The 18,492-nt window shown below is 34.4% G+C and carries 15 protein-coding genes and 1 riboswitch; of the genes, 11 read left to right on the top strand and 4 right to left on the bottom strand.

Annotation, left to right across the window (positions count from 1 at the left end; translation table 11 throughout):
• Positions 1–46 precede the first annotated feature (46 nt).
• The 6 genes from proC (at position 47) to argH (ending at position 6,123) form a co-directional block, all read left to right on the top strand.
• On the top strand, positions 47–847 hold the full coding sequence (gene proC, locus ABD011_RS14605; RefSeq protein WP_343799443.1) for a pyrroline-5-carboxylate reductase: 801 nt from the start codon (positions 47–49) through the stop codon (positions 845–847).
• Positions 844–1,974, top strand: coding sequence for an aspartate aminotransferase family protein (locus ABD011_RS14600; RefSeq protein ID WP_343799441.1), 1,131 nt, complete (start codon positions 844–846; stop codon positions 1,972–1,974). Before proC ends, ABD011_RS14600 begins: the two co-directional genes overlap by 4 nt.
• Positions 1,971–2,909 carry an N-acetylornithine carbamoyltransferase gene (locus ABD011_RS14595; RefSeq protein ID WP_343799439.1) on the top strand — a complete coding sequence of 313 codons (939 nt, stop codon included), beginning with the start codon at positions 1,971–1,973 and terminating at the stop codon, positions 2,907–2,909. The genes ABD011_RS14600 and ABD011_RS14595 overlap by 4 nt, the downstream gene beginning before the upstream one ends.
• Positions 2,906–3,682 carry an acetylglutamate kinase gene (argB, locus tag ABD011_RS14590; RefSeq protein WP_343799437.1) on the top strand — a complete coding sequence of 259 codons (777 nt, stop codon included), beginning with the start codon at positions 2,906–2,908 and terminating at the stop codon, positions 3,680–3,682. Before ABD011_RS14595 ends, argB begins: the two co-directional genes overlap by 4 nt.
• Positions 3,679–4,740, top strand: a complete 1,062-nt coding sequence (locus ABD011_RS14585) for a M20 family metallo-hydrolase (RefSeq protein ID WP_343799435.1) — start codon at positions 3,679–3,681, stop codon at positions 4,738–4,740. The genes argB and ABD011_RS14585 overlap by 4 nt, the downstream gene beginning before the upstream one ends.
• A gap of 108 nt (positions 4,741–4,848) precedes the next feature.
• The gene (argH, locus tag ABD011_RS14580; protein ID WP_343799433.1) at positions 4,849–6,123 is read left to right on the top strand and encodes an argininosuccinate lyase; all 1,275 of its coding nucleotides are present in this window, start codon (positions 4,849–4,851) and stop codon (positions 6,121–6,123) included.
• 55 nt (positions 6,124–6,178) lie between these two features.
• Here the strand turns inward: argH and leuB are convergent, their stop codons facing one another.
• The 4 genes from leuB to ABD011_RS14560 form a co-directional block, all read right to left on the bottom strand.
• Positions 6,179–7,297, bottom strand: coding sequence for a 3-isopropylmalate dehydrogenase (gene leuB / locus ABD011_RS14575; RefSeq protein ID WP_343799431.1), 1,119 nt, complete (start codon positions 7,295–7,297; stop codon positions 6,179–6,181).
• Positions 7,298–7,444: 147 nt separating this feature from the next.
• On the bottom strand, positions 7,445–8,029 hold the full coding sequence (gene leuD / locus ABD011_RS14570) for a 3-isopropylmalate dehydratase small subunit (protein WP_129761097.1): 585 nt from the start codon (positions 8,027–8,029) through the stop codon (positions 7,445–7,447).
• Positions 8,030–8,031: 2 nt separating this feature from the next.
• Entirely contained in the window at positions 8,032–9,432 is a 1,401-nt protein-coding gene (leuC, locus tag ABD011_RS14565) for a 3-isopropylmalate dehydratase large subunit (RefSeq protein ID WP_343799428.1), read from the bottom strand.
• Between the two features lie 34 nt (positions 9,433–9,466).
• Positions 9,467–10,642 (bottom strand): 2-isopropylmalate synthase, encoded by a 1,176-nt coding sequence (locus ABD011_RS14560; protein WP_134200873.1) that lies wholly within the window; start codon positions 10,640–10,642, stop codon positions 9,467–9,469.
• 145 nt (positions 10,643–10,787) lie between these two features.
• Between ABD011_RS14560 and ABD011_RS14555 the strand changes: the two genes are divergently transcribed.
• The 5 genes from ABD011_RS14555 (at position 10,788) to ABD011_RS14535 (ending at position 18,490) form a co-directional block, all read left to right on the top strand.
• Positions 10,788–12,332 (top strand): hypothetical protein, encoded by a 1,545-nt coding sequence (locus ABD011_RS14555; RefSeq protein ID WP_129761094.1) that lies wholly within the window; start codon positions 10,788–10,790, stop codon positions 12,330–12,332.
• 98 nt (positions 12,333–12,430) lie between these two features.
• A riboswitch (SAM riboswitch) is annotated at positions 12,431–12,564 on the top strand.
• Between the two features lie 129 nt (positions 12,565–12,693).
• Entirely contained in the window at positions 12,694–16,089 is a 3,396-nt protein-coding gene (gene thrA, locus ABD011_RS14550) for a bifunctional aspartate kinase/homoserine dehydrogenase I (RefSeq protein WP_343799425.1), read from the top strand.
• Positions 16,090–16,108: 19 nt separating this feature from the next.
• Positions 16,109–17,278, top strand: coding sequence for a trans-sulfuration enzyme family protein (locus ABD011_RS14545; RefSeq protein ID WP_262733476.1), 1,170 nt, complete (start codon positions 16,109–16,111; stop codon positions 17,276–17,278).
• Between the two features lie 27 nt (positions 17,279–17,305).
• On the top strand, positions 17,306–17,713 hold the full coding sequence (locus ABD011_RS14540) for an RrF2 family transcriptional regulator (protein WP_131509000.1): 408 nt from the start codon (positions 17,306–17,308) through the stop codon (positions 17,711–17,713).
• A 150-nt stretch (positions 17,714–17,863) separates the two neighbouring features.
• On the top strand, positions 17,864–18,490 hold the full coding sequence (locus ABD011_RS14535) for a phosphoadenosine phosphosulfate reductase domain-containing protein (protein ID WP_343799423.1): 627 nt from the start codon (positions 17,864–17,866) through the stop codon (positions 18,488–18,490).
• Positions 18,491–18,492 lie beyond the last annotated feature (2 nt).

Here is an 18,492-nt window from a genome sequence, read left to right as displayed (position 1 = left end):
TGAGTGAGTACTAAACACTACCAACTAAACACTAATTACTAAACAAATGAAAATAGCAATCATAGGAACAGGAAATTTAGGGAAATCGATAGCCAAAGGGTTAATCACCAACAATGCGATTACGACATTGTATTTAACCAAACGAAATCTTGAAAATATTTCAGAATTTGACGGTTATAAAAACGTGACGCTTACAACAGATAATATGTTGGCTGTACAACAATCGGATATTTTGATTTTTGCGGTTCAGCCAGCGCATTTCGAATCGATTTTAAAAGACATTAAACCTTTTTTAACCGAGAAGCATGTCGTAATTTCTACAATTACAGGTTATACCATTCCTAAAATTGAAGCACAAATTGGGACTGATCAGTTTATCATTCGCGCTATGCCAAATACAGCAATTGCTGTTGGCAAATCTATGACCTGTTTATGTAGCAATGCACAAGGTGAAAAACGGATTAAAATTGCTCAAGCTATTTTTAATCGTTTGGGACATTCGTTAGTAATTCCAGAAGCGCAAATGCAAGCCGCAACAGTAGTTTGTGCTAGCGGAATTGCCTTTTGGATGCGTTTGATTAGAGCGACGACACAAGCGGCAATTCAGTTGGGATTTGACTCAAAAGAAGCCCAAGAATTAGCGATGCATACGTGTGAAGGCGCAGCTAATTTATTAATCACCAATGGTAATCATCCAGAAGAAGAAATTGATCTTGTCACTACACCAAAAGGTTGTACCATTGAAGGCTTAAACGAAATGGAACACAAAGGATTGAGCTCGTCTTTAATTCAAGGCATGGTCGCGTCATTTAATAAAATTAACAACATTAAAAAGGAACAAATATGAGTTTGTTTAACGTTTATCCACTTTTTGATATTACACCTGTAAAGGCTAAAGACGTCTATGTTTACGACGAAAATAATGTCGAATATCTAGACTTGTATGGTGGACATGCAGTGATTTCTATTGGGCATTCGCATCCAAGATATGTGTCGGCAATTTCTAATCAAGTGTCAAAATTGGGTTTTTATAGCAATGCCATTCAAAATCCGTTGCAAGTCGCTTTAGCTGATAAATTAGAAACACTTTCAAGTTGCAAAGATTACCAATTATTCTTGTGTAATTCTGGTGCAGAAGCGAATGAAAACGCTTTGAAATTAGCATCATTTCACAACGGAAAAAGTAAAGTATTAGCTTTTAAAAATTCGTTTCATGGTCGTACATCTGCAGCAGTTGCAGCAACCGATAACCCTAAAATTGTAGCACCAATTAATGCACAACAAGATGTTAATTTTGTAGAGTTAGGCGATTTAATTTCAGTTGAAAATATTCTGAAAGCAAACCAAACTTGTGCAGTAATCATTGAATGTATTCAAGGTGTTGGCGGATTAGACGAAAGCACTACCGAATTCTATCAAGGTTTAGAAACGTTATGCAAACAATATAAAACGGTTTTAATTGCAGACGAAGTACAGTCTGGTTTTGGTAGAACAGGCGATTTTTTCGCTTTTCAAAAGCATAACATTACACCAGATATTATTTCTATCGCAAAAGGAATGGGTAATGGTTTTCCTATAGGTGGTATTTTAATTCATCCAAGCATCAAACCTAGCTTTGGTTTGTTAGGCACAACCTTTGGTGGCAATCATTTGGCTTGTGCAGCTTCACTTTCGGTTTTAGAAGTGATAGAAGAGGAAAAATTGCTTGAAAATGCAATTGATATTTCAGCTTATTTTATTGAAAAAGCTAAAGAATTACCAAGATTGAAAGGTATTAAAGGTCGTGGATTAATGTTAGGGTTAGATTTTGATTTTCCTGTTTCAGAATTAAGAAAACAACTTATTCACAAACATCACATGTTTACAGGAAGCGCCAAAAACCCTAATCTTTTACGAATTCTTCCACCATTAACCATTCAGAAAAAACACATTGATGCCTTTTTTGTGGCACTGAAAAAAGAATTAAACTCATGAAAAAATACACCGAAATAAAAGACATTTCTAACCTAAACGAAACTATAAAGGAAGCTATTTTATTAAAAATGAATCCTTATGAATTTCAAGATTTAGGAAGACATAAAACCTTGGTCATGTTGTTTTTTAATGCCAGCTTACGTACCAGATTAAGTACAGAAAAAGCAGCAAAGAATTTAGGAATGGACGTTATGGTTTTAAACGTAAATGATGCTTGGCAATTAGAGTTTGAAGACGGAACCGTTATGAATGCCAACACATCAGAACACGTTAAAGAAGCAGCTCAAGTGATTTCACAGTATGCAGACATTATTGCGGTTAGAGCATTTCCAACATTAACAGATAAAGCCAAAGACCAAAGCGAATACATTTTAAAAAGTTTTGAAAAATATGCTACAGTACCAATCGTTAACATGGAAAGTGCGACAGCGCATCCATTACAAGCTTTGGCAGATGCGATTACGATTACTGAATTGGCAGAAAAACCAAAACCTAAAGTTGTATTGTCTTGGGCACCACATCCTAAAGCGTTACCACAAGCTGTGGCGAATTCGTTTGTAGGAATGATGCAAAATTTAGAGGTTGACCTCACCATTACACATCCTGAAGGTTATGAGTTAGACAAAAAGATAACCAAACAAACACCAATAAATTACAATCAAAAAGAGGCTTTAAAAGATGCCGATTTTGTGTATGTGAAAAACTGGAGCAATTTTAATGACTACGGAAAGGTATTAAATCAAGATGAAAATTGGATGATGACACAAGACAAATTAGGCAATGCTAAATTTATGCACTGCTTGCCAGTAAGACGTAATGTTGTTGTTGAAGATGCAGTTTTAGATAGTGAAAATTCAGTAGTCATAAAACAAGCCAATAACAGAACATTTGCAGCTCAAATTGTATTAAAGCAGATTTTAGAAGGATTAAGATGAAAACACTAAAAGTCATAAAAATAGGCGGAAACATCATCGATAACGAAGATGTATTACAAGCGTTTTTAAAAGATTTTTCTACGATTGAAGAACCTAAATTATTAGTTCATGGTGGCGGAAAATTAGCAACAAAACTTGCGAATCAAATGCAAGTAGAAGTAAAAATGATTGATGGCAGACGTATTACCGATGCTGAAACTTTGGATATTATTACGATGGTTTACGCAGGTAAAATCAATAAAAATATAGTTGCACAATTACAAGCAAATAACTGTAATGCTATCGGGTTTTCTGGTGCAGATGGCAACACAATTGTATCAGACAAAAGACCTGTAAAAACAATAGATTACGGTTTTGTTGGAGATGTAAAACAAGTGAATACAACAACTTTAGAATTACTTTTAGAAAATGACGCAACACCAGTGTTTTGCGCCATTACACATGATAAAAACGGACAATTATTAAACACCAATGCAGATACTATTGCATCAGAATTAGCTATTAGTTTATCTCAAATTTTCAAAACAGAATTGTATTACTGTTTCGAAAAAAACGGTGTTTTAAAAGACATTAATGACGACCATTCAGTGATAGAATCAATAACTTCAAAAAGCGTTCAGCAATTGATAGACAATCAAATTATATCGGAAGGTATGCTGCCAAAAATTAATAATTGTATGCATGCTGTCAATCATAATGTACAAAAAGTATGCATTGGAAAACCAGAGATGCTTTTCGATAAAAATTCAACCTACACAACCATTTTAAAATGATATCAACGTTAACAGAACAAGCCATTTCGTTGCTAAAACAACTTATAGAAACACCTTCGTTTTCATCTGAAGAAGATCAAACTGCACAACTTATTGAGCAATGGTTTCAGCTTCATAACATACCATATCAACGCACAATGAATAACGTTTGGGCAATCAATAAACATTTTGATGAGACCAAACCAACGTTGCTTTTAAACTCGCATCACGATACGGTAAAACCAAATAATGGTTATACTAAAGATCCGTTTAAAGCGATTGTTGAAGATGGAAAACTGTATGGTTTAGGCAGCAATGATGCTGGTGGTTGTTTGGTAAGTTTGCTTGCAACATTTGCTTATTTCTATGAGCAAAAAAATCTGAAATACAATTTAGTTATTGTTGCTTCAGCGGAAGAAGAAAGCAGTGGCGACAATGGTTTAAATAGCATGTTAAGTGTTATTCCAAAAGTAGATGTTGCGATTGTAGGTGAACCAACCTTGATGCATTTAGCGGTAGCCGAAAAAGGTTTGGTTGTGTTTGATGCTGTAGTAAAAGGCACGCCAAGTCATGCAGCACATCCAAACGATGATAATGCAATCTATAATACGATTTCAGTATTGGAATGGTTCAAAAATTATACGTTTAAAAAGACATCAGAAGCTTTAGGCGAGGTAAAAATGACTGTGACGCAAATTAATGCAGGTAAGCAACACAACGCTGTTCCAGCGAATGTTGATTTGGTGGTAGATGTTCGTGTGAACGATAAATATTCTAATCAAGAGATTGTGGATATTTTGCAACAAGAAGCGCCTTGTGATAGTATTATTCCGCGAAGTACAAAGTTAAATTCGTCGTCTATTCCAATTGACCATCCTTTGGTAAAAGCTGGTATTGAAATTGGAAGAAACACTTACGGTTCACCAACCTTATCAGATCAAGCGGTGTTGAGCTGTCCGTCGTTAAAATTAGGACCTGGTGACAGTACGCGATCGCATAGTGCAGACGAGTTTATTTATATCAATGAAATTGAAGAAGGCATTAAGATTTATATTGAATTGTTAGAGAAAGTATTATAATGTCTGGTCGAGCGCAGTCGAGACCTGATTAACCTCTCGACTACGCTCGAGGAGACAAAAGTTTAATTAAAAAGAAAGCAGAGATTCCTGCTTTCGCAGGAATAAATTATGAAACTCTGGGATAAAGGAATTAGCATAGACAAAAAAATAGAACAATTTACGGTTGGTAACGATCGAGAAATCGATTTACATATTGCAAAATACGACGTGCAAGCCTCATTAGCGCACGCTAAAATGTTACAATCCATAGGTGTTTTAACAACTGAAGAATTACAACAATTAGAAAAAGGACTTCAAGATTTAGCATCACAAATTGAAAACGGAACATTTACCATAGACAATCAGTTTGAAGATGTACATTCAAAAATTGAATTTGAACTCACTAAAACCTATGGTGATGTTGGTAAAAAAATCCATACAGCACGATCTAGAAACGATCAAGTTTTGGTAGCATTACAACTATTTTACAAAGCCGAATTAATCAATATAAAATCGAAAACAAAAGACTTTTTTGAAACGCTTTTAGAGTTATCTGAAACATATAAAAAAACACTATTACCAGGTTACACGCATTTACAAGTTGCGATGCCATCATCTTTTGGGTTATGGTTTTCAGCCTACGCAGAAGTCTTAATTGACGATGTATATGTATTAGATGCAGCGTTAAAAACCGTTGATCAAAATCCGCTAGGTTCTGCAGCTGGTTACGGAAGTTCATTTGCAATTGACAGACAATTAACTACACAGCTTTTAGAGTTTTCAACTTTAAAATATAACGTTGTTGCTGCACAAATGAGTCGTGGAAAAAGCGAACGTACAATTGCATTAGCCTTAGGTAGTTTAGCCAATACATTGGCGCGTTTTGCGATGGATATTTGCCTGTATATGAGTCAGAATTTTGGCTTTATAAGTTTTCCAGATGAGTTAACTACTGGAAGTAGTATAATGCCTCACAAAAAAAATCCTGATGTTTTCGAATTGATTAGAGGAAAAAGTAATAAAATTCAAGCATTACATCATGAAATGGTTTTGATTACTAATAATCTACCAAGTGGTTATCACAGAGATTACCAATTATTAAAAGAAAATATGATTTCAGCCATTATGGATATACAAGATATTTTAGAGATTTTCAACTATTCTATAAAACAAATAGACGTAAAATCTATTGACTTAAACGACGGGAAATATCAATATTTATTTACGGTTGACAACATCAATACACTAGTTGAAAACGGTATGAGTTTTAGAGAAGCTTATCAAAAAATTGGTGGCGACGTACAGAACGGAACCTACAAGCCTGACACCTCAAAAGAGCATACACACATTGGAAGTATTGGTAATTTATGTTTGGAAGAGATAAAAAATAAATTTCCTGAATAAAAAAAGCACCTCTTTGGAGGTGCTTTTCTGATTTTAATCAAAATAATTAATCACTCTAAATAATAGTAGATTGACCCAAATGAATGTTCGCGAAATTTAGGTTACTATCTTTAGGGTTATTAATAAAGTCTTCAATAAAGTCTCCAACTTTACTTGTTGTTATAGTATTGTTTTTACTGTTTAAATCAGGTGTTGTGATTTCTAGTTGTAACGATTTTTCAACAGCTTCTCTAACCATTTCAGCTTCTTCATGTAACTCAAAATGATCAAGTAACATAGCAGCCGATAAAATAGAGGCTATAGGGTTTGCAATACCTTTTCCTGTAGCTTGCGGATACGATCCATGAATAGGTTCAAACATCGCGTGTTTATCACCAACCGATGCCGAAGCTAATAATCCAATGCTACCACCAATAACACTGGCTTCATCACTAATAATATCACCAAACATATTTTCGGTTAAAATAACATCAAACTGTTTTGGGTTTAATATCAATTGCATCGCAGCGTTATCTACAAATAAAAACTCTAATGCTACATCAGGATAGTCTTCAGCAACTTGTTTTACAACATTGCGCCATAAACGAGACGTTTCCAATACATTGGCTTTATCAACAAGTGTTACCTTTTTTTGTCTTGTTTGTGCAGCTTTAAAAGCTAAATGCGTAATACGCTCAATTTCTTCACGAGAATATTCACACAAATCTGAAGCGATATTACCATCTTCACTTAATTGTTTTTCGCCAAAATAAATACCACCAGTCAATTCACGATAAATACTAATGTCAGTGCCTTTAATGTTTTCTTCCTTCAATGGCGACTGACTTAAAAGCATATCGTAAGCCTTAACAGGTCTAATGTTTGCATACAAACCAAGCTCTTTACGTAGCTTAAGTAATCCCTGTTCCGGACGCACTTTTGCATTAGGATTATTATCATATTTTGGGTCGCCAATGGCACCAAACAATACAGCATCGCTGTGTTTGCACAAATCTAGCGTAGCATCAGGAAGCGGTTCTCCAGTTTCATCAATAGCAATAGCGCCAACTGAAGCCGATTTAAAATTAAACGTATGGTCAAACTCTTGAGCTATCGCTTTCAATGTCTTGATGGCTTCTTTTGTAACTTCTGGACCAATACCATCTCCTGATAAAACTGCAATATTTAATTTCATAGTCATTTCCTTCGAAAGCAAATCACACTGCTCTCTTTATTTAGTTATTATTTTGTTGCTTTTTTGGGCGTTACCACAAGGGTCGCGCTTTCGGCAGTCGCTTCCAGATTGTAACCATCTGGAGAGCTTCAACAAATGCCTCAATCGCTAACGCGATAGCTCAAAAGCTTCTATTTGTTCTTTTTTACTTAATAGATAATCAATATCATCATAGCCATTAATCATACAAGTTTTCTTGTAAGGATCAATGTCAAAATCGGTTTGCAAATTTGTACCATCAACAGTTAAGGTTTGCGCTTCTAAATTCACGGTTAATACTGTTTCAGGATTGGTTTTAATAACCTCAAACAAATCTTTTAAAAACCCTTCAGAAACTTGTAATGGCAACAAACCATTGTTTAAAGCATTGCCTTTAAAAATATCGGCAAAAAAACTAGAAACAATCACTTTAAAGCCATAACCAGCAAGCGCCCAAGCAGCATGCTCACGACTAGAGCCGCAACCAAAATTATCTCCAGCAACCAATATGCTACCATGATATTTTGGGTTGTTTAAAGCAAAGGCTTCGTTAATGTTTCCTTGTTTATCAAAACGCCAATCTCTAAATGCATTATCGCCAAAACCTTGTTTGTCGGTTGCCTTTAAAAAACGCGCTGGAATAATTTGATCGGTGTCAATATTCTCAATTTCCAACGGAATGGCAGTACTATGTAAAGTTGTAAATTTTTCCATGTTTAAATCAATTCTTCTTCTAGGCTTAACGCTTTAGTGACATCAACAATTTTTCCTTCTACAGCAGTTGCAGCGGCAACTAGTGGACTTGCTAAAATAGTCCTTGCGCCTTGTCCTTGTCTACCTTCAAAATTTCTATTTGATGTTGAAACACAGTATTCGCCTTCAGGAATTTTATCATCGTTCATAGCTAAACACGCACTGCAACCAGGTTGTCTTAATTCAAAACCAGCAGCTTCAAATACTGTTTTTAAGCCTTCTTCTTCTATTTGAGATTCTACTTGCTTACTTCCTGGAACTAACCAAGCAGTTACATTTGGTGCTTTTTGCTTACCTTTTATATAGTTGGCAGCAACTCTAAAATCTTCAATTCGGGAGTTGGTGCAACTTCCTATAAACACGTAGTTAATAGGTTTGTTTAGCATAAGTTCTCCTTTTTTAAAGTCCATGTACTCTAGAGACTTTTCAAAAGAAGCATCGCTTAAATCTGGGATTTTGGCATTTATTTTTATACCCATTCCAGGGTTGGTACCATAAGTAACCATAGGTTCGATGTCTTCAGCATCAAACGTATATTCTTTATCAAAAGTAGCATCGGTATCAGTAGGAAGTGTTTTCCAGTAAGCAACAGCTTTCTCAAAGGCTTCTCCTTGAGGCGCAAATTCTTTCCCTTTTACATAGGCAAAAGTAGTTTCGTCTGGTGCAATCATGCCACCACGAGCTCCCATTTCAATACTCATATTGCATACAGTCATTCTGCCTTCCATACTCATGTTTTCAAAAACATCACCAGCATATTCACAGAAATAACCAGTACCTGCATTTGTACCAATTTTTGAAATGATATATAAAATAACATCCTTTGGTAATACACCAGGTTTTAGGGTTCCGTTTACAGAAACACGTAAGCTTTTAGGTTTTGTTAAAAGCAAACATTGACTAGCAAAAACTTGTGCAACTTGACTTGTGCCAATACCAAAGGCAATGGTTCCAAAAGCACCATGCGTTGAGGTGTGACTATCGCCACAAACCATAGTCATTCCAGGTTGCGTAATACCAAGTTCTGGAGCCATAACGTGAACAATACCGTTGTATTTATGACCAAGACCGTAAAGTGTAATGTTGTTTTTATCGCAGTTTTCAGCCAATTGTTTTAATTGGTTTCTGGATAATTCGTCTCTTACTGGTAAATGTTGGTTTTGTGTTGGTGTATTGTGATCTGCAGTTGCTACAATTTGATTTGGTCTAAAAATAGGAATGTTACGTTCTTCAAGCTCATTAAATGCTTGAGGACTCGTAACTTCATGAATTAAATGTTTGTCTATATATAAAATTTGAGGGCCGTTTTCAATAGAATCGACCACATGTGTATCCCAAACTTTATCGAATAATGTTTTTCCCATAGTTGTTTTCCGCGAAAGCGGTACTCTTTTTTAATTAAGCCGAAATGATTTGTTGATACACGTTGCTTGTTTCAATAATTTGATGAATATCGCTATCATTGACTTCTTTTTTCTTATCTGCAAAAACCAAGAAGTTTTGATAAATATCATCAAGCTGTAATTTGGTTAGTTCGTAACCAATATTTTTTGCGCGATACGCTAAAGCAGCTCGACCACTTCTAGCTGTAAGTACAATGGCAGACTCGGTAACACCAACATCTTTTGGGTCTATAATTTCGTAAGTTTCACGGTTTTTAATAACGCCATCTTGATGAATTCCAGAGCTGTGAGCAAAAGCGTTACTACCAACAATAGCTTTGTTAGGTTGAGAGTAAACACCCATTTGTTCTTGTACTAATTGGCTAATGCCATAAAGTTCTTGTGTTACAATACTTGTGTCTAAATTTAAATAAGGGTGTTGTTTTAAAATCATGACGACTTCTTCAAGAGCTGTGTTACCAGCACGTTCGCCAACACCATTAATAGTGCATTCTATTTGGCGAGCACCATTAATAACACCTTCTATAGAATTTGCTGTGGCTAATCCTAAATCGTTATGGCAATGACAAGATAAAATAGCTTTGTCTATGCCTTTTACATGTTCTTTTAAATATTTTATTTTGGCACCATACTCACTAGGTAAGCAGTAGCCTGTAGTATCAGGAATATTTAAAACCGTTGCTCCAGCACTAATGGCAACTTCACAAACTTTAGCAAGGAATTCGTTATCAGTTCGTCCAGCATCTTCTGCATAAAACTCTACATCTTCTACAAACGATTTGGCATATTTTACAGCATTATAAGCGCGTTCTAAAACTTTTTCGCGCGTAGAGTTAAATTTGAATTTTATATGTGAGTCTGATGTGCCTATTCCTGTATGTATTCTTGGTCTAACAGCTGTTTTTAAAGCTTCGGCAGCGACCTTAATATCATTTTCAACAGCACGTGTTAATCCGCAAACGGTAGCGTTTTTTACAATTCTTCCTATGGCAGCAACAGCTTCAAAATCTCCAGGGCTAGACACAGGAAAACCTGCTTCAATAATATCAACACCCAACATGTCTAATCGTTCAGCAATAACCAGTTTTTGACTTGTGTTTAATTTACAACCTGGTACTTGCTCACCATCGCGAAGTGTTGTATCGAAAATTTGTACTTTATCTTTAGACATTAAAAAATAAATTTTTGTATTGTCTTACGAATTTATACTTTGGATTTATGATAGCGTATAAACTCGCAACTTTGTTTACGATGTTCAAACGCATTATTTTAATTTACAACACTGTATTTCAATTAGTTAATATTTATTTTGTTTGATGACTAAAGACCAAAAAGATAATTTGTTTTCGTTGGTAAAATCCATGACCAAATCTGAAAAACGCCAATTTAAATTGTATGTTGGCAGATTGGGTGTGAATGATGATTCAAAATTTTTGAATTTGTTTAATGTTATGGATAAGTTGTCATCGTATGATGAGGTTGCTATTTTAAAAAATGCCAATATTAAAAAGCAGCAATTAGCTAATGTAAAAGCGCATTTGTACAAGCAAATTTTAATTAGTTTGCGTTTGAGTCCATCGCACCAAAACACACGTTCTCAAATAAGAGAACAGCTGGATTTTGCGTCTATTTTGTATCATAAAGGTTTGTACAAGCAGGCATTGAAAATTCTAGATAAAGCTAAAGATGTTGCGATACAGCATGAAGAGAAAAATCTAGCTTATGAAATTGTAGAGCTGGAAAAGGTTATTGAATCACAGTATATTACACGTAGTATAAGTGGTCGTGCAGATGAACTTACAATACAAGCCAAAGAGTTGAGTCAAGCCAATGTGATTGCCAGTAAACTCTCAAATTTATCTTTGCAGTTATACGGACTTTTCCTAAAATTTGGTTACGCCAAAAACCAAGATGATGCTAAAGAAATACAAGATTATTTTAACGCCAGATTACCTAAATATGACATTTCACAGTTAGGTTTTAGAGAAAAACTATGGTTGTATAAAGCCTATTTGTGGTATAGTTTTTTAATGCAAGATTTTTTAAACTGCTATAAATTTGCTTTAAAATGGGTGTCTCTTTTTGAACAAAATCCAGAAATGATTCACCTAAATCCTGTGTTTTTTATAAAAGGAAATAACTATTTGTTGGAGTCACTTTTTTACATAAAAAACAAAGATAAATTTAAAGAATACCTCGATAAATTTGAAGACATTATCAATACACCATCATTTAATAAAGATGAAAATGTAGAAGCCTTATCATTCTTGTATTACAATGTAAATAGTGTGAATTACTATTTTGTAGATGGTAGTTTTCACGAAGGCTTGCAGTTAATTCCTAAAATTGAAAAAGCACTACCAAAATATCAAGATAGAATAGATGAACACCATACCATGATTTTCTATTACAAGTTTGCGAGTATGCATTTTGGGGCAGGAAATAATCGAGAATGTATTCATTATTTAAATAAGATAATTTCTAATAAATCGCTTTCTATGCGTGAGGATTTACAGTGTTTCTCACGTGTTTTAAACGTTGTGGCGCATTATGAAGAAGGTTTAGATTATCATTTGGAGCGTTTATTAAGAGATACTTATAAATATCTTTTGAAGATTAATGATTTAAACGAGGTTCAAAAAGAAATGATTAGGTTTATTCGAGGGCTTCAAGATATTTTTCCGCATGATATTAAAAAAGCATTTGTTAAGTTTCATAAACAGCTTAAGCAATACGAAAATCATCCTTATGAGCGTCGTGCATTTTTGTATCTTGATATTATTTCTTGGTTAGAAAGTAAGATTGAAAACAAGCCTGTAGCACAGATTATTAAAGAGAAATATTTAGAACAATACGCCTGATTTTTTAAAGAGATTTTATAAAAAAAATCAAAATTATTTGGATATTAAAATTTTCTAACTGAATATTTGCACTCACAAAGTTCAAATTACTTATTGAAATGTTATCAAGAAAGGTGGAGGGAATAGACCCTATGAAACCTTGGCAACCCTTAAATTCCTGTGGAAATAGGAATCTTTATTTAAGAAGGTGCTAAATTCTACTTTTTGTTATTTTGAGTATAATCGAAAATTTCAATTAGATAGATAACACAAAACTAATTACAGTCCTGTAATTACGTAATTTCTTTTTAACATATTCTATTTAAGTCCTCACAAAAGAGGTGTTTTGACTTTTTGATTTTTTAAAATTTATAAATCAAACATGAGCAAACTTAAATATGTTTTATTAGACAATGTCTTGCTAGAAAGCAATGTGAGCATTACAATTAAATTGTCTTATCAAACCTTTGGAAAACCTTTAGGAGAAGCACCCATTGTAATGGTAAATCACGCACTTACCGGAAATAGTAATGTTGCTGGTAAAGATGGTTGGTGGACAGATTTAATAGGCGATAACAAAGTTATCGATACTCAAAAATATACCATTTTAGCATTCAATATACCAGGAAATGGTTACGACGGATTTGCGGTTGAAAACTATAAAGATTTTGTAGCAAGAGATATCGCGAACATATTTCTTTTAGGCTTAAAAGCATTACAAATTGATAAACTTTTTGCGCTAATTGGAGGTTCGCTTGGTGGTGGAATTGCTTGGGAAATGGCGTTTTTGTCACCAAATCTAGCCGAATATTTAATTCCTGTGGCAACCGACTGGAAATCTACCGATTGGTTGATTGCCAACTGTCAAATTCAAGAGCAATTCTTGGTGAACTCAAACAATCCGGTTCACGATGCGCGTATGCATGCCATGTTGTGTTACCGAACGCCACAATCGTTTAAAGAGCGTTTTCAACGTAGTAAAAATGACGATTTAGAAATCTTTAATGTGGAAAGTTGGTTGTTGCATCACGGAAAAAAACTGCAAGAGCGTTTTCAACTATCGGCTTACAAACTCATGAATCAATTACTAAAAACCATTGATGTTACGCGTGGTAGAGGCGATAATGTAAATGTATTGGATATTATAAAATCTAACATTGCCATTGTTGGTGTAGATTCTGATTTGTTTTTTACCGCTGAAGAAAACCGCGAAACACAACGCCAATTGGCATTAACGCATCCTAATGTGACCTATAGTGAAATTCATTCCAGTCACGGACACGATGCATTTTTAATAGAATTTGAACAATTAGAACAGATTATAGAAGGCATTTTTAGACCTGAAACCAAAAATAAAAGAATGAAAGTATTAAAATTTGGAGGGAAATCGCTTGCTAATGGCGACGGATTAAACCGCGTGTTGTCAATTATAGAGCATAAAGTAAATGAAGGCGAGCGTATTGCGGTTGTGGTTTCGGCTAGAGGAAAAGCAACTGATACTTTGGAAGCCATTTTGGAGAAAGCTGCCAAAAAACAAGACTATCAAGCTGCTTTTGAAACGTTTAAAAGTTATCAAACAGAACCTTTATCAAGTATTGATTTTACTGAAGAATTTTCAGAATTGAACAATATTTTTGAAGGCGTTAAGCTGCTTGGTGATTATAGCGATAAAATTAAAGCGCAAGTACTATCCTATGGCGAATTATTATCTGTGAAATTGATTTCAGAATTATTAAAATCAAAAGATATTAATGCTAACCCAACAGATGCCAGAGTTTTGATAAAAACAGATGCTGATTATATAAATGCACAACCTCAAGATAAGCAATCTAAAGACAATGTTTTGGCGCATTTTAAAAGCTATAATGGTACAACTGTAAACGTTGTAACTGGGTTTATCGGCTCTAATCAAAATGGAGAAACGACCTTGTTGGGCAGAAATGGAAGCAATTATTCAGCGTCATTATTGGCAAACTATTTAGATGCCGAAGAATTACAAAACTACACACATGTAAATGGTATTTATACAGCAAATCCAGATTTGGTAGAAGATGCACAAAAAATTAGAGAATTATCCTTTAACGAAGCTAACGAATTAGCGAACTTCGGTACAAGCGTTTTACACGCTAAAACCATTATTCCGCTAGTTGAAAAGAATATCAACCTTCGTATTTTAAATACGTTCAATCCAGAAGATGAAGGGACGTTAATCACATCAAAATCAAGCAACAAAGAGGTTACGTCTTTGTCAGTTCTAGAAGATGTTGCGCTTATAAATTTAGAAGGTCGTGGTTTGTTAGGTAAAGTTGGTGTTGATGCGAGGATTTTTAAGGCGTTGAGCAATTACGGAATTAGTGTGAGTATTGTATCTCAAGGATCTTCTGAAAGAGGTATTGGTTTGGTGATAAATTCCACACAAGCTACACAAGCGGTTATTGCTTTAGAACGTGAGTTTGAAACCGATTTCTACTCAAAAGATGTCAATAAAATTGAAGTGGTAGATGACGTTGCGGTGATTTCTATTATTGGTATCGAATTAAGTTCGTTTCACAAGCCATTCAATGCGTTAATTAAAAATCAAATTACACCGTTGTTGTTCAACAATACGGTTACAGGACGTAATGTGAGTTTGGTGGTTAAAAAGACACAATTACATAAAGCTGTAAATGTAATTCATGGTGAAATTTTCGGAATTTCAAAAAAGATAAACATCGCTATTTTTGGTCACGGATTGGTTGGTGGCGCTTTGATTAATCAAATTTTAAAATCAAAAACAGAGATTGAAAAGCGTAAAGGCATTAACTTAAATGTGTTCGCCATTGCCAATTCTAAAAAACTATTATTGGCTAAACATGGCGTTTCAGAAAACTGGAAAACCGAGATTACTTCAGCTGAAGAAAATTATAGCATTCAAGATGTTATTGAGTTTGCTAAAGCGCATCATTTTGAAAATCTTATTGCTGTTGATAACACAGCAAGTAAAGTATTTCATGAGAATTACAAACCATTGGTAGAAGCAGGTTTCGACTTGGTATCGTCTAATAAAATTGCCAATACCATTTCGCATGATTTCTATGCAGATTTACGTCAACATTTAAAAGAAAATAACAAGCAATATTTATATGAAACGACGGTTGGCGCAGGTTTACCGCTAATTGATACTATCAAATTGTTGCATGAATCTGGTGAGAATATTACACGTATTCGTGGTGTGTTTTCAGGAACGTTAAGTTACTTGTTCAATAACTTTTCAGTTCAGGATAAACCATTTAGCACCATTGTTCAAGAAACGATTGATAAAGGCTTTACCGAACCAGATCCACGTGAAGATTTTTCAGGAAATGATGTGGCAAGGAAACTACTTATTCTAGCTCGCGAATTGGATTTAATAAACGAGTTTGATGATGTTGCTGTTCAAAATTTAATACCTGAAGCATATCGTGATATTTCGGTTGCAGAATTTTTACAGCAATTAGATGTTCTTGATTCAGAATTTCAAAATATAAAAGATACTCAACAACCAAATCATGTACTGCGATATGTTGGTGATTTATCTGGAGATTTACAACAAGACAAAGGCAATCTAGAAGTGAAATTGGTGTCAATTCCTGAAGATAGTGCTTTAGGGCAAGTAAAAGGAGCTGATGCTATTTTTGAAATTTTCACCGAATCGTATGGCGAACATCCTATTGTAATTCAAGGAGCTGGAGCAGGCGCTGAAGTTACTGCAAGAGGTGTTTTTGGTGATATTTTACGCCTTTCAAAACATATTAACTAAAAGAAAAAAACTAAAGATAATGAGCAAAGAAAACCATTTTGAAACCCAAGCGATACGCACACAAATGGAGCGTTCGCAGTATTTAGAGCATTCAACACCATTGCACTTAACCAGTAGTTTTGTGTTTGAAGATGCCGAAGATATGCGTGCTTCATTTGCCGAAGAAAAAGAGCGTAATATTTACAGCCGATTTACCAACCCAAACACGTCAGAGTTTGTAGATAAAATTTGCAAGTTAGAAGGTGCTGAAGCTGGTTATGCTTACGCAACAGGAATGTCGGCTGTGTTTTCAACATTTGCTGCTTTGCTAAATGCTGGCGATCATGTGGTGTCTTGCCGAAGCGTTTTTGGGTCAACACATAGTTTGTTCACCAAATTTTTACCAAAATGGAATATTGAAACGAGCTATTTCAAAGTAAATGAAATTGATAAAATTGAAAGCCTTATTCAACCAAACACTAAAATTCTCTATGCCGAAACGCCAACCAATCCAGCGGTTGATATTTTAGATTTAGAGTTGCTAGGAAACATAGCTAAAAAACACAATTTACTATTGGTGATAGATAACTGTTTTGCAACGCCATATTTACAAAACCCTATTAAATTTGGAGCAGATTTGGTTATTCATTCAGCAACTAAATTAATAGATGGTCAAGGTCGTGTTTTAGGAGGTGTTACTGTTGGTAAAGCTGATTTGATTAGAGAAATTTATCTGTTTTCAAGAAATACAGGTCCAGCATTATCACCATTTAATGCGTGGGTATTATCAAAAAGCTTGGAGACACTTTCTGTTCGTGTTGATAGACATTGTGAAAATGCGTTAAAAGTAGCAGAGTTTTTAGAGTCGCATAAAAATGTGCAATTGGTAAAATATCCGTTTTTAAAATCGCATCCGCAATATGACATAGCTAAAAAGCAAATGAAAAAAGGCGGTAATATTGTTGCTTTTGAAATAAAAGGAGGTATTGAAGCCGGAAGACAGTTTTTAAACAAATTGCAACTATTGTCATTATCAGCAAATTTGGGAGATACCAGAAGTATTGCGACGCATCCAGCATCAACAACACATAGTAAATTGAATGAAGCTGATAGACTTGAAGTTGGAATTTCTGATGGCTTGGTACGTGTGTCAGTAGGGTTGGAGCATTATGAGGATATTATTGCCGATTTAAACCAAGCGTTAGGTTGATAACAGATTTTGGTTATCTTTGAATTTATGCTTTCAAAGAAAACCAAATATGGTCTAAAAGCGCTAACGTATTTAGCACGACAGGAAGGAAACAAACCTGTTCAAATCAGTGCTATTTCCGAAAGTGAAAATATCTCCAGAAAATTTCTGGAGAGTATTTTATTAACGCTTCGTAAGAATGGGTTTTTAGGGTCTAAAAAAGGTAAAAATGGAGGTTATTATCTTCTTAAAGATCCCAAGGATATTAAAATGGCACCAATCATGAGAATCCTTGAAGGTCCTATTGCTATGGTACCATGCGTGAGTTTGAATTTTTATGAAAAATGCGACGATTGTCCAGACGAAACAGCTTGTGCTGTTCATAGCTTAATGATTGAAGTTAGGGATAGCACACTGCAAATTTTCAACAATAAATCATTGGCAGATTTACTGTAAATTAACACTTTTTTAATTAACGCAAAGGATAACTTTAACGATTTTATTCAAATTTTAACCTAAATAATACCTGCTAGGTAAATATTTTTATATAGTTTTGTTTTTAATTCCTACTATTCCGATAGGAATATAGTAAAAATAAAAAAATAGATGATAGGACAAACGATAGATATAGCATATTGGAACCAAGTATTAAAAGATAAAACACCTGATGAAATTATTGATTGGGCATTGCGATTAACAAACAATAACATAGTAACAACAAGTTTTGGCGTATACTCTGAAGTTTTGTTAAGTACCATAACCAAGCATAGTAACGACATAAAGGTTATTTGGTGCGATACGTTATACAATCAACCAAGTACTTATGAGCATGCTGAAAATATTACAGAGAAGTATCATTTAAATCTTCGTAAGTATCAATCGTTATTGAGTAAAGAAGAGGTTGAAAAAACTATAGGTTTTCCATCATTAGAAGATGATAATTTCGATCAGTTTTCAGAAGTTGTAAAATTGGAACCCTTCAAAAGAGCTTTAAAAGAACACAATCCTGAAGTATGGTTTACGAATATTCGTGTAAGACAAACCGAGTTAAGAAATAAGAAAGATATTTTAAGCTTAAGTAAAAACGGCATTTTAAAAGTGAGTCCATTTTACTATTGGACAGATGCTGATTTAGACGCTTACGTAACAAAGCATAATTTAACCAAAAACGTCGATTATTTCGACCCAATAAAAGCACTTCAAAGTAGAGAGTGCGGAATTCATTTACAATAAAA

This window comes from Gaetbulibacter jejuensis (assembly GCF_039524015.1).
In the GTDB taxonomy this organism is placed as follows: Bacteria; Bacteroidota; Bacteroidia; order Flavobacteriales; family Flavobacteriaceae; genus Gaetbulibacter_B; species Gaetbulibacter_B jejuensis.
This window is presented reverse-complemented; position numbering and strand designations above follow the sequence as displayed.

Bases quoted from the DNA above. Each gene is read 5' to 3' on its own strand.
- ABD011_RS14585 (WP_343799435.1), top strand. From the start codon at position 3,679: ATGATATCAACGTTAACAGAACAAGCCATTTCGTTGCTAAAACAACTT.
- leuD (WP_129761097.1), bottom strand. From the start codon at position 8,029: ATGGAAAAATTTACAACTTTACATAGTACTGCCATTCCGTTGGAAATT.
- ABD011_RS14595 (WP_343799439.1), top strand. From the start codon at position 1,971: ATGAAAAAATACACCGAAATAAAAGACATTTCTAACCTAAACGAAACT.
- leuC (WP_343799428.1), bottom strand. From the start codon at position 9,432: ATGGGAAAAACATTATTCGATAAAGTTTGGGATACACATGTGGTCGAT.
- ABD011_RS14535 (WP_343799423.1), top strand. From the start codon at position 17,864: ATGATAGGACAAACGATAGATATAGCATATTGGAACCAAGTATTAAAA.
- leuB (WP_343799431.1), bottom strand. From the start codon at position 7,297: ATGAAATTAAATATTGCAGTTTTATCAGGAGATGGTATTGGTCCAGAA.
- ABD011_RS14560 (WP_134200873.1), bottom strand. From the start codon at position 10,642: ATGTCTAAAGATAAAGTACAAATTTTCGATACAACACTTCGCGATGGT.
- argH (WP_343799433.1), top strand. From the start codon at position 4,849: ATGAAACTCTGGGATAAAGGAATTAGCATAGACAAAAAAATAGAACAA.
- ABD011_RS14555 (WP_129761094.1), top strand. From the start codon at position 10,788: ATGACTAAAGACCAAAAAGATAATTTGTTTTCGTTGGTAAAATCCATG.
- thrA (WP_343799425.1), top strand. From the start codon at position 12,694: ATGAGCAAACTTAAATATGTTTTATTAGACAATGTCTTGCTAGAAAGC.
- ABD011_RS14545 (WP_262733476.1), top strand. From the start codon at position 16,109: ATGAGCAAAGAAAACCATTTTGAAACCCAAGCGATACGCACACAAATG.
- argB (WP_343799437.1), top strand. From the start codon at position 2,906: ATGAAAACACTAAAAGTCATAAAAATAGGCGGAAACATCATCGATAAC.
- ABD011_RS14600 (WP_343799441.1), top strand. From the start codon at position 844: ATGAGTTTGTTTAACGTTTATCCACTTTTTGATATTACACCTGTAAAG.
- proC (WP_343799443.1), top strand. From the start codon at position 47: ATGAAAATAGCAATCATAGGAACAGGAAATTTAGGGAAATCGATAGCC.
- ABD011_RS14540 (WP_131509000.1), top strand. From the start codon at position 17,306: ATGCTTTCAAAGAAAACCAAATATGGTCTAAAAGCGCTAACGTATTTA.